We start from the raw sequence: 11404 nt of genomic DNA on the forward strand, positions 1-11404 counted from the left end.
CAGTTGGCACCTTCCAAAAGCTTGGAAGGCTTTCTACTTAGGTACCGCATCATGAAAAACAACGAAGCGGATTTGGTAAGGGACGCTGATGAGCGGGCCTTAACGTATCTCACAGGCATCGAAAACCGCCGGGTATTCCCCTCCAACGCCGCGATCGACGCCCTAATGGCTTTCGATGAAAGTTTGCCGGAAACTGGCCATCCCTCTGCCGAGACACTGGCCATGCTTGACCAGATCGGGTCACCCGCAACTGTTGCGACCAATGGGCCACGTTATTTCGGTTTTGTGGTGGGTGCGGCGTTGCCCGTGGCCGCAGCGGCTGAACGATTAATGCTGGCTTGGGATAATGGCGCGGCGCTGTATGTCACCTCGCCTGTCTGTGCGACCGTAGAGGATGTTGCGGCTAAGTGGATGCTCGACATTCTTGACCTTCCGCGTGAGAGCGCAGTGGGCTTTGGGACGTCCGCGACCGCGTGCAGCCTGGCATGCCTGACGGCCGCCCGGCGCGCATTGCTGCTGCAAGCTGGGTGGAATCCCGATGAGGACGGCCTATTCGGCGCCCCTGAGATTCGTGTTGTGGTGTCTGAAAAAACACATATCACTATTCTCAAAGCACTTAGAGTCCTTGGTTTTGGCAGCTCGCGTTTACTGGTAGCACCGGTTGATGCAGAGGGCAGGATTGATCCAAATCGCATGCCTGACCTGGACGATCGAACGATCGTTTGTTTGCAGGCAGGAGAAGTGAATACAGGTGAATTTGATCCATTCACTGACATCATTCCCAAGGCCCGAGCAGCTGGTGCCTGGGTTCACATTGATGGGGCGTTCGGATTGTGGGCGCGCGCGTCTGAAAAAATGCGACACCACACCAACGGCGTTGAAGATGCTGATAGCTGGACTGTCGACGGCCACAAGTGGCTGAACACGCCTTATGATTGCGCTATGGCTATCTGTAAGGATCCCGCGGCGCTCGCCGGCGCCATGAACAGTGATGCGGTGTACGCAACTGGAACCGCGACAGCACAGAAAAATCTAACCTTAGAGTTCTCGCGTCGTGCCCGGGGCGTCCCGGTCTGGGCTGCGCTGAGATCGCTGGGCCGCCAAGGTGTCGCCGAGATGGTCGAGCGGCATTGTTCACAGGCGACTCACTTGGCGAGCAGGCTCAAGAAGGAGGGGTTCGACGTTGTTAATAGCGTGGTGCTGAATCAGGTGATGGTCAAAGGGGACAATGATGCAGAGACGAGGGCGATACAGGCGTGGGCTCACGAGTCAGGAGAGGTCTGGTTCGGGATGTCATCTTGGGACGGTAAGGCGGTATTCCGACTGAGCATCTCTTCCTGGCGAACGACGGACGATGATATCTCCCTCCTTGTGAACGTTCTCATCACTGCGAGGCATTCGTTTCGGCTGCGTCAATTGACCTGAGAGCGGCCGTAGCGCACCCCCCTCAGCAGTGGCGTGCGCCGGTACAGCGTGGTGGTCCTTTGGTGCAGTGGGTTTGATTAGAGTTTGATCCCTGAGTCTATGCCAGGGTGCTCTGATAGATCTGCAAGCTGGTGTAAGCCATTCGCAGCAACGGGGCATTGACCCCTTCATTGCCCGCACGGGTCAAAAGATCCCCTACGATCTGTTTAGCTTCAATAGGTCGCCCTGCGACTAAATCTCGATACATCGATGATGTCTGTTGCGATCCTTCAAGGGTCAGCAGGCGGCGTGCTTCAACCAAGAATGCCTCGCTTGGCTCGATTCCCACGGCCGTCACGATTGTCGCCACCTCATCGATAATGGCATTAGCGCAATCAAGTCCACCTTTTGCGGCGACGACGTCACCAATGCTGCCTCTCATCAGGCAGTTGATGCTCCCCATCGATGCGAGCAGAAGCCACTTCTCCCACATATCTCGATAGATCACGGGTGAGGTTCTGGCATTGAATTGAGCATCGCTGAAAAACTCGTGCACTTGGCCAAGTCGAGTGGAGTCGCTGCCATCCAGCTCGCCATAAGAAAGGTCAAAGAATGTCCCTTGCTGCACAATCCTGCCTTGCTCATCCAGGTTGGTAGCGACTTTGCAGACGCAACCGAGCAGATGCTGCTTGCCGAATCGCTCGGCAATCAGATCCATGTGACGCATACCGTTGAGCAACGGAAGAATGACGGTGTCTGGTCCGACTGCTGCTGCCATGTCCTCCAGAGCAGAGCCTATCGCATAGGCCTTTACCGCCAATAGCACGATATCAAACGGGCCTTGAACTAGATCGGTGGTGACAGTCTTGGGTGCCAGCTCAATGTTGCCATTGGAGCTGAGGATATGAAGCCCATCTCGTGCGAGTTGTGCAGCGCGCTTTTCCCGCACCAGAAAGGTGACATCTCTGCCAGCCTTCGCCAGATGTGCTCCGAGAATGCCACCCGTGGCGCCGGCTCCCACGATCAAAATCTTCATACAATGTTGCTCCTGAGGCAGCGATAACTGGCTGGAATGTTATCATGGGTATATACCACTAATCGAGCGGACGGGACATCTTACGTCTGGGGAAAGGTCGACTGCGAACCAATGATTACGGTGATTATTGATTTTGGGTGAAGATCGAGGGCTGGGATTTTCGGGAGATAAATTTTCCTATCAAGCATTATGGTCATCATTGATGGTGATAACGACTTTCAGTTCGTTCAATTCGTAACGGCGGACTGCGTTTTGCAAAATGGCCCCACTCTCAACTCGCGGCGGGGCTGGGTGTCAGTCGGTCCAACGCAATCGCTGGTTGCGTCCTATCTGCACTCTCTATGGAGCCTTAGCTGCAAATGCCGAACCTGATGCGGAGCAAGTGATGCACACATACGAGAAAAACCTGATGCAGGTTGATATGAACCTGCTGGTGGTTTTTATGGTTCTCTTTCGTGAGTTAAGCGTGTCTCGTGCCGCTGAGCACTTGAGCGTTGGCCAGCCGGCGGTAAGTGGATCACTGGTTCGTTTGCGTAATTGTTTCGACGACAGGCTCTTCGTCAGGTGTGGCAGAGGGATACGGCCAACCGAAAAAGCATTGCAGATAGCCGAGGCTTTGACTCCTGCAATGAGCGCGCTAGGTTCGGTCATCGACGGATTGGCTGCGGGAATCACACGCGCTAACCGAAATTAAGGCCTTAGCTACGCCCGAGGCTCGCTTTCTCGGACCCGCATGAGTGTACTAGCAATGACTGCTGGTAGTCCGCTCTACGCCAGAGGGGGCTGGAGTTGCAGAGGCGGCAAGCGCGTTACCTGCCGAAGCAGCATCCTTGTAGATTTCGGTACTAGATTCTAAACTGTCGAGTCTAGATTACAAAAAATGGGTACCCACACCAGAGATTACTCAGTCGTAAATAGATAATAAAATCAGACGGCGCTGCGAGCACATTGTACTAAAAGTCGATAATTTTCATTCTGGAAAATTCTCATCTTTAAACTCTCATAGCGATGTATGAGGCGGCAATCTACCCGCTGCAACATATGCATCATTTGTTTTGGTCATTGCTATGAGTAAATCCAGTTCTGCTTTTTGTAAATCTGCTTTGGAGGCGGATCCTGAGCTTTGAACTTCATCCAGCAAAGCTTGAGCCAAGGTTTCCTCTTTAATGGAAATATATACCTTTTGATCTGCTACCCGACTAGCCTCTTCAGTTATATTGTTCTGCGCACGCTTATTATCAGGTAAGTAGCTGGCCGCGACCTCGCCAATTTTAGTCGATGATTTAGAAAGCACGCTAGCTAACGCTAAGCCATATTTATTAGAATCCCTAACACTTACGACAGCAACATTGGTCGAAAAAAATCCGGCGGCGGCGCGATCGCTTCCTTCAGGACAGCTGATCAGCCCCGCCTTAGTGTTATAATTTGGGCATATTGTATGAGCCCAGTCTTTCCGAGCCTGAATTAGAGCTGGATCTCTCTCCGCGTTGAACATTTTCTTTTGTAGCGCCACACGTTCCGCTCCTAACTGCCACCAATTAGCGCAGATACTATCGCTAATGCCCACTTCTAATCCTTTACAATATTGGTAGACAGCTTTCCGCATGTTTTCACGGGCAAAAATTGAGGTAACATCTGATTCTACTTTGTAATCATCTGACACTCCGCCGTTTTCCAAATATTTCATTGCAAACACTAGTTTTCTTGCATTTGGCGCAAATTTTGCCTTGACATCGTCTACGTCAGAAAGATTAGGTAACGTAAAGGCATCCCCGGCAGCTCCCGCTAATCTTGCATCATTTTTTTCCAGCTTCAACCCTGAACGCACACCAAAAAATGAAATCACCGATGAAGCAAAGGGTATACCCTCACCGACGCCTTTAAGGGTGATATTAAAATCTATTCTTCGTTCACGCGACCAGAAACTTGAGTCTTCGAAACTAACCACATTCAAATATACGGGCACTAGCCTGTAGAGCGGATACCCCTTAATTTTTTGTATGGAAATTTCAATTGTCATATATTCTTTTTCTGGTGCTCCATCGTTTTTCAAGCCATCCTCAGAGTATTTCGCACTAGTAACTACCAAACAATTTCTGTCTAGTGAGGTCAATGCAGTTTTTGTTACCTTATAGAAATTAGAATATGACGTCTTCGCTACTCTGGTTACAGTATTCTCTTTTGCTGAGGCCTCTATAGCGGACCCGGCCGCATCAATTGCTGCTGAGACGGCGAGGGGAGCCATGATAGCGATGAGCACCGCACCTACTGCTTGAGCTGTAGCTGCCTGCTCATCATGCTTGCATCGGGAGGTCCATTCAGTGGTGACTCTGACGGCTTCGCTCGATGCAGATGAGACGTTTGGTATAACAAGTGACACGGCAATAGCGCTGAGGCATAACGAATAGCACTTCATATCTCTTCCCCTTGGGTTTGCAGATAAGGTGATTCGGCTACACTTCAAAAAATCTAGCAGTCCTCCGACAGCTAAGTACATTCCTGACCTCTGTCAAGGGCCGCTCACATGAAAAAAGACAGCCGCCGTATGGCACTAGCTAAGGCAACTAGACTTACTAGCCAGTTTCCAATGATTACCGGAGTCGACTATGGCCCAGCGACGAGAAACGGCGAGCAGCTGAAGACCTTTGCTATTAGATTTCACGTCAATCAGAAGCTACCGATATCGGAAATAAAAAGCCACTACATTTTGCCAAGAAAAATTGATGGGATTCGATGTGATGTGCTGGAGGGTAATTATAGTATCCAAAGTATTCCGGATTATTTTTGTAGCGACATGCAGCCAGGAATAAGCGTGGGTAGCTCAAACTTTGGTACAACTGGTACTATTGGTCCGATCATAATCGACAATGTAACCGGAAGAATCGGACTATTAAGTTGCTGGCATGTGATATGTGGCTCTGTACAAGCCAGGCCTGGGGATTCAGTAATCCAACCAGGCGTAGCGCATGCAGGAACAAACGCGATAAGAAACACAGCAACTCTGGAAAGATTCTTAAGCCTTAATCTTGGGTATGATGCCGCCTTTGCACTCCTCAATCCGGGAATATCATACCGTACTTACCCATGGGGCGTAAACATAGCGATCACTGGAGTCGAAGAGCCGAGAGGTGGAATGCGCGTACTTAAAGTAGGCGCCATAACCGGTACAACCTTTGGGGTTGTAGATAGTTATGTGGCGCCGGGAAACTTCGCGCTATCCTACTCTGCTTTTGGGGACACCAATCGGAGAATGACGGCGTATAAGATTGTTCTTGCATCGGATAGCAGATCTGAGGAGCTGACAATGGAGGGGGACTCAGGCGCCCTATGGATTTGTAGAGACTCAGGTAAGGCAGTTGCTCTGAATTTTGCCGGCGAAGATGAGATGGGACGCAATAATGAATACGCACTTGCACACTCCCTTCCTCAGTTACTCAAACTTTTAAACATCAGGCTTGCATAGATTTTCTAACTCATGGCTTACGAAATTCATATTCTAATCTTCTCGCAAACGTAAGATAGTTAGCGGCAGCTAACCCTTCGCAGTCAGGTGGTACATGTCAGGTAGAATGCCGTGTAGAGGATTTCACCCAATCGCCACCAGCAGCTTCGGCTTAGTTTTGGATCCCTTGGCAATTGTCAGCTATCGGCAGTGGATCAATCGGTGGATGCCAATAGCGGCCTGTCAGTACACACCAAAAACTGGCGGCAGTGCACCCTCCCCGGGGAACGCGGTAGGTGGAAACGGAAAGCAGAATGGAGGTAATTGACCTTAGAGACTTTGACTTTAAATTCGTCATGCTGCGCAATCACGTGATCCTCCTCGCATCTTTACGACGAATGCTGACTCAGGCGTTAGCGTCAAAAGTCGGCTTCACCTCCTCATAGATAACGGTGCGGAACGTACTGCTAGGAAACTGCAACGGACGCGTGGATCCGCCGCCCAGGTCGTCGCGGAGTTAGGGACAGATTAGATTTGACTGGGATGAGCACATGGCCGTAAACCAGAAGCTGCTGCGCATGCGAGAACCTCTTAGACGTTTGATATAGCCGCAGCCGAGCAGCAGTTGGCATGCTAACGCTGCTGGCTGCAAAAGACGGCTACGAGTCGAAAGCGAAGTTATCTCTATGTCCTGTCTCAGCAATCGGATCATTTATGAGGTGAAGATCTGCCTGATGTCGAATGAGACGCTACCGGCTCGGAGCTGATCGACCGCAAGCTCCAGCTCGCTAGACTCAAGACGTGCAAAGCTTCCCTCGAAAGCGACATCGGGCATGCACCATTGGGCATCCGGGGCTAAAGAGTGATGACGCCTGCATAGATAGGGACGTACGCTGTAAATGCTACATTCGTTATCATTCAGGAATGGGCAGGCTGTGCCGTGGAAATCTCGCTTGGGAAGGATAGCCTTGCTGCGCCTGTGCTTGCTGTGGGCTTCGATGAACTTGATCTCAATCTCCGAGATCGATACGGCGTAATGGCAGCAGCTTGAGCACCCCTTCCTGCATGGAGAGACCTTATGGATGTGCGCATTTATGGAGTCAAGCATGTCGTAAACCGCCGCTAGCTTTTTCAACGGCGAAATCTTTGCAGCAGCCAACCGGCCATGTATCGAAGCCTCCTGCCGTGCCAGCTTGTCTGGGAAGCTGGCTATCAAACGTTCGCAGTTGGCTCGCGCAAACTCCAAGTCTTTTTCAATGCTCATAGTAGCTCCTTAGCACCCCCGCCCCAGCCAATCATGGCACAACGATACTATCGCTAAGTTAATCACTACAGCGTATAGCCGAAGTCGGCCTGAACTCGATATTAAGCTCGCACTTCGGGCCACGGCCACAAGCCTCATTAGTCGGTGTGGGGGGAAGGTGTAGGATCGTCGCCGGTTCCGGCAGCGTCGAGACGGCGAGAGGCGGTCATTCAGCACTGAGATATACGACTGCTGAATCTGACAAAAAAGGAGGGATGGATATGCCTGGAAAAACTAAGTCAATAGGCAGGCTTTGCGCTGTTCTATTGCTTATAGATGAATACGCGAAGAAATAAACGCTCAGGACCTGCCTTTCGTAACCCGCAGCTTAGAGACATGGCAGGTCGCTACACAGGGCTGTTGTAGGATGATTGCCGACGCTCCCGTTCCTTCGTAGGGGTCCTGCCTCTGGCTTGCTTGAATGCCCTATTGAAAGAGTACTCGGGGCTATATCCAACCTTTTCAGCGATTTGGTAAACACTCAAACTCGTCTGCGCAAGAAGTGGCGCCGCTATGCCCAGTCGCCACCGCGTGAGGCAGGCATGAGGTGTTTCACCCACCGAACTGCGAAAATGCTGGGCAAAAGCTGAGCGCGAGAGCCCTGCCTCGCGAGCCAAGATGTCGAGCGTCCAAACGCTTTCTGGGCTTTGGTGAATGCCTGCTAGCGCCTTCGCAATGTGCCGATTCTGCATGGCAAAAAACCATGAGCCAGCTTCAGCTGTTTCGGACTCAGACCATTGTCTCAAGATGAAAATGAACAGATTAGAGAGCAAATTCCTGACAACCGTCTTACTGCCCATCTTTGCATTCTCGACCTCATTGCGTAATGCCTTGAGCACCTCTGCAACAGGGGCCGTAGCACCGCCAATCTCAGCTCGCAGGTGAAGAGAAGAGGGGAGCGATCTGATTGCTGGCGTGAGCATATAGCGATCAATTCCGAATGAGCCGCACAGCACGATGGTTGCATCTGGGTCCCTGCTGTAAAGCGTGTGGCTGTTCTTCACAAACTCACCAAGCGAGACCACTTTACTGGTAGGTGAACTGCGCAGACGGTGCGGGGCACCTTGAGGAAGAACTACGACATCGCCAGGGGCCATCTGCACTTCTGTCTGCCCATCGAGGGAGAAAAAGCAGTGCCTTGGGCTAGGAAATGAAAGTACGTCCCTTCCCGTCTTTCAATTCCCACGCCCCATTCGCCCTTGCCCCGGGACTGGGCAATGACTACGCCTTCAGCAGTGAGATATTTAAGCCAATGGTCAGCGCTGTTCATAGACCACCAAAAAATAAAGACGATTTGTCAGTTCCGCTGGAGTTTTTGACGTTGCCGGTCTTTAGCCCGTCTCCTAACCTCAAATGACATCCAGCGACCGCAGTTTCAGATCTTGAGGCTGGTATTTGACACGTTTAGAACATGGCACTCCTGTGTTTCAACCATTAAAGCTCTTGGGTCACGTTCTGTAAATGAGTCTGAAAGGCGCAGGATTAGTGCCCCTGTCCCTTTCGCCAGCGTAGAAGCTCATCGCGTAGCCGCGATCTGTTGACGGGTAAAAGGCGTCACCACGAGGACTTTGCTGTCGCATGCAATGGTTTGACGAAGAGTTTTGCCAGCCGTGCGACATGTACACCCGATTCATCCCTGCAAACTCAATAGGCTCAATGATTGAGCCACCGCCGATCGTATCTGTCCCGTGCGATCGCGGACGTTTGCGTAGAGTAAGGAGCTGTTCCCGCCACGACTCAAGCTGTTTCAGCTGGAAAGGAGCGATCGATGACACGCGCCACGCAAGGGTTTCTTACCGCAACTCACTGGGGCAATTATCTGACTCGCCAAGAGTCCGATGGCAGCATTACCGTTTCTCCCGTGTCCCAAGACAGCGAACCATCACCCATCGGTCGGTCGCTTGCGTCCACCCAGGACGAGAGTTGCCGTATCTCGCAGCCCATGATTCGCCAGGGGTATTACGAGCATCGCCGCAACAGCGACACCACGCAGCGTGGCAAGGAACCCTTCATCGCTGTCAGCTGGGACGAGGCGTTGGATATCGCTGCGGAAGCGTTGACCGCTGCGAAGGATGCTAAGGGTAATAACTCTATCTACGGTGGCTCCTACGGGTGGGCCAGTGCCGGTCGATTTCATCACGCCCAGAGCCAGGTTCACCGATTTTTACGTGGGTTCGGTGGGTATACCGACTCCAAGGACACTTACTCATACGCTGCCGCCGAGGTGCTCATTCCCCACATTCTGGGCATGAACGCGTTTCAGGCCGGGATGGAGGTGTCCACGACAGAAGAGGTCGTCAAGCACTGTAAGCGTATTGTGTATTTTGGCGGTGCTGCAACCCGCAATATGCAAGTGAACCCTGGAGGTACAGGCGCTCACGATGCATCCCAGCATTTTGGGGCGATTGCTAATGCAGGGATCGACGTCGTGAACATCAGTCCAATCCGGGACGACGTGAATTCGATGGTCCGGGCACGTTGGTTCTCATGCCGCCCCAACAGCGATGTGGCCATCATGCTGGCGATGACTTACACGCTCATAGACGAAGGCCTGTACGACAAAGATTTTGTGACCCGTTACTGCGTTGGGTTCGACGTTTATGCCGACTATGTGATGGGTAAAAGTGACGGGATTCCTAAGGATCCTAAATGGGCAGAGGGAAAATCGGAGGTACCTGCTAACGAGATCGCTACATTGGCTCGTCTCATGGCCGCAGATCGCTGCATGATCGGTCTCTCGTTTTCCGTGCAACGTGCCGAACATGGCGAGCAGACTTATTGGGCGGGCATTGCTTTGGCATCCGCTCTTGGGTACATCGGTTTGCCTGGCGGCGGCTTGGTCCTGGGGGCCGGCGTCGGAAAGATGAGCACCATGCAGCGTAAAATGGTCCCTTTTTCGGTTGGCTCGCTACCTCAGGGCAAAAATGCCGTGAGCGACTTTATCCCTCTTGCCCGCGTGACGGACATGCTGGAATCCCCCGGCGGCAAATTCACCTACAACGGTGAGGACAGGACCTACCCAGATATTGATTTGGTCTACTGGGTAGGAGGTAATCCATTTCATCACCATCAGGACATCAATCGCTTCAGGCGCGCCTGGAGCCATCCTAAGACAATCATTACCCATGAGATCAATTGGACAACGACCGCTCGCTTTGCGGATATTGTCTTTCCAAGCTCGTCTCCTCTGGAGCGCGAAGATTTTGCCGGCGGGAGCATGGATAACTGGCTGACACCCATGCGTCGTTCACTTGGGACATACCGAGATTCTCGCGATGATTATTCGATCTTCTCGGGGCTTGCCGAACGTCTCGGATTTTTCGATCAATTTACTGAGGGCAGGGACGCAGGTCAGTGGGTGAGGCATCTGTATGACGTAACCCAGAAAAACGCGGCAGCAGTTGGCGTCACGCTTCCCAGCTTCGATGAGTTCAATGACGGGCCACCTTTGGATCTGCGGCCACTTCTTACTGACAGTGAGCAGGTGCTGGAGCGTTTTCGCGCAGATCCCGTTGGCAACCCGCTTGCTACGCCTTCGGGAAAGATAGAGATCTTCTCCCAGACCATTTCCGACTTTGGTTATGGAGATTGCGTAGGTCATCCCGCCTGGTATGACAAAACTGAGTGGCTAGGTAGCCCGCTTGCCCAGTCCTACCCGTTCCATCTCCTATCGAACCAGCCAGCGACTCGACTACACAGTCAATTCGATCATGGCATTACCAGCCAGGAATCGAAGATCCAGGACCGTGAACCCATGCGAATCAACATTGAGGATGCAAGGGTTCGGGGCATCCAAAAAGGTGACATTGTCAGGGTCTTCAACACGCGCGGTTCCTTCCTTGCTGGTGCAATTTTGTCGGAAGACTTGCGTCAAGGTGTCGTGCAGATCGCGACTGGGGCCTGGTACGACATGTTGGATATTAATGATCCGCTCAGCTTGGAGATTCACGGCAATCCGAACGCGGTAACCAATGACATCGGAACGTCCTCTTTAGCCCAAGGTCCGTCTGCAAATAGTTGCCTGGTTGATATCGAAAAATACGTAGGTCCACTGCCACCTCTTAAGGTGTTCACACCACCGGAGATTATCGAAAATGGCCATTCTCGTAGTCCCAAAATGGTGAGCGAACGTTGATATCGGGACGGGCTGATGGCGTCATGCTGCGGCTTCTCATACAGGACCTCGGCTGGCGTTCAAGCGTGGTTTGTGATCGAGATC

The 11404-nt window shown here is 52.0% G+C and carries 8 protein-coding genes and 1 pseudogene; 4 read left to right on the top strand and 5 right to left on the bottom strand.

The genetic code is table 11. The features are described from left to right. The first annotated feature begins 51 nt into the window (after positions 1-51). Positions 52-1425 (top strand): pyridoxal phosphate-dependent decarboxylase family protein, encoded by a 1374-nt coding sequence (locus ACI2KS_RS22765; protein WP_404623261.1) that lies wholly within the window; start codon positions 52-54, stop codon positions 1423-1425. Between the two features lie 97 nt (positions 1426-1522). Here ACI2KS_RS22765 and ACI2KS_RS22770 read toward each other — a convergent pair whose 3' ends face one another. Continuing rightward, complete coding sequence (locus ACI2KS_RS22770; RefSeq protein ID WP_404623262.1) at positions 1523-2440, bottom strand: ketopantoate reductase family protein; 918 nt, start codon at positions 2438-2440, stop codon at positions 1523-1525. Positions 2441-2825: 385 nt separating this feature from the next. Between ACI2KS_RS22770 and ACI2KS_RS22775 the strand changes: the two genes are divergently transcribed. Then, positions 2826-3134 carry a LysR family transcriptional regulator gene (locus ACI2KS_RS22775; RefSeq protein WP_404623263.1) on the top strand — a complete coding sequence of 103 codons (309 nt, stop codon included), beginning with the start codon at positions 2826-2828 and terminating at the stop codon, positions 3132-3134. A gap of 306 nt (positions 3135-3440) precedes the next feature. Here the strand turns inward: ACI2KS_RS22775 and ACI2KS_RS22780 are convergent, their stop codons facing one another. Then, on the bottom strand, positions 3441-4856 hold the full coding sequence (locus ACI2KS_RS22780) for a hypothetical protein (protein ID WP_404623264.1): 1416 nt from the start codon (positions 4854-4856) through the stop codon (positions 3441-3443). 108 nt (positions 4857-4964) lie between these two features. Between ACI2KS_RS22780 and ACI2KS_RS22785 the strand changes: the two genes are divergently transcribed. Further along, a complete protein-coding gene (locus tag ACI2KS_RS22785) occupies positions 4965-5903 on the top strand; it encodes a hypothetical protein (RefSeq protein WP_404623265.1) in 939 nt (312 codons plus the stop codon). A gap of 691 nt (positions 5904-6594) precedes the next feature. Here the strand turns inward: ACI2KS_RS22785 and ACI2KS_RS22790 are convergent. The 3 genes and pseudogenes from ACI2KS_RS22790 to ACI2KS_RS22800 form a co-directional block, all read right to left on the bottom strand. Then, positions 6595-7146 (bottom strand): YkgJ family cysteine cluster protein, encoded by a 552-nt coding sequence (locus ACI2KS_RS22790; RefSeq protein WP_404623266.1) that lies wholly within the window; start codon positions 7144-7146, stop codon positions 6595-6597. A 386-nt stretch (positions 7147-7532) separates the two neighbouring features. Beyond that, entirely contained in the window at positions 7533-7877 is a 345-nt protein-coding gene (locus tag ACI2KS_RS22795; RefSeq protein ID WP_404623353.1) for a helix-turn-helix domain-containing protein, read from the bottom strand. A gap of 51 nt (positions 7878-7928) precedes the next feature. After that, positions 7929-8306: pseudogene (locus tag ACI2KS_RS22800) on the bottom strand (cupin domain-containing protein); the annotation flags it as partial. Positions 8307-8953: 647 nt separating this feature from the next. Here ACI2KS_RS22800 and ACI2KS_RS22805 point away from each other — a divergent pair. Then, positions 8954-11320: a molybdopterin-dependent oxidoreductase gene (locus ACI2KS_RS22805; protein ID WP_404623267.1), complete on the top strand. Its 2367-nt coding sequence runs from the start codon at positions 8954-8956 to the stop codon at positions 11318-11320. Positions 11321-11404 lie beyond the last annotated feature (84 nt).

It is taken from the genome of Pseudomonas sp. NPDC087358 (assembly GCF_044900785.1).
In the GTDB taxonomy this organism is placed as follows: domain Bacteria; phylum Pseudomonadota; class Gammaproteobacteria; order Pseudomonadales; family Pseudomonadaceae; genus Aquipseudomonas.

What these genes read in the sequence shown, in the direction of transcription:
- ACI2KS_RS22765 (WP_404623261.1), top strand. Translation starts at nt 52, where the DNA reads ATGAAAAACAACGAAGCGGATTTGGTAAGGGACGCTGATGAGCGGGCC.
- ACI2KS_RS22770 (WP_404623262.1), bottom strand. Translation starts at nt 2,440, where the DNA reads ATGAAGATTTTGATCGTGGGAGCCGGCGCCACGGGTGGCATTCTCGGA.
- ACI2KS_RS22775 (WP_404623263.1), top strand. Translation starts at nt 2,826, where the DNA reads ATGCACACATACGAGAAAAACCTGATGCAGGTTGATATGAACCTGCTG.
- ACI2KS_RS22780 (WP_404623264.1), bottom strand. Translation starts at nt 4,856, where the DNA reads ATGAAGTGCTATTCGTTATGCCTCAGCGCTATTGCCGTGTCACTTGTT.
- ACI2KS_RS22785 (WP_404623265.1), top strand. Translation starts at nt 4,965, where the DNA reads ATGAAAAAAGACAGCCGCCGTATGGCACTAGCTAAGGCAACTAGACTT.
- ACI2KS_RS22790 (WP_404623266.1), bottom strand. Translation starts at nt 7,146, where the DNA reads ATGAGCATTGAAAAAGACTTGGAGTTTGCGCGAGCCAACTGCGAACGT.
- ACI2KS_RS22795 (WP_404623353.1), bottom strand. Translation starts at nt 7,877, where the DNA reads ATGCAGAATCGGCACATTGCGAAGGCGCTAGCAGGCATTCACCAAAGC.
- ACI2KS_RS22805 (WP_404623267.1), top strand. Translation starts at nt 8,954, where the DNA reads ATGACACGCGCCACGCAAGGGTTTCTTACCGCAACTCACTGGGGCAAT.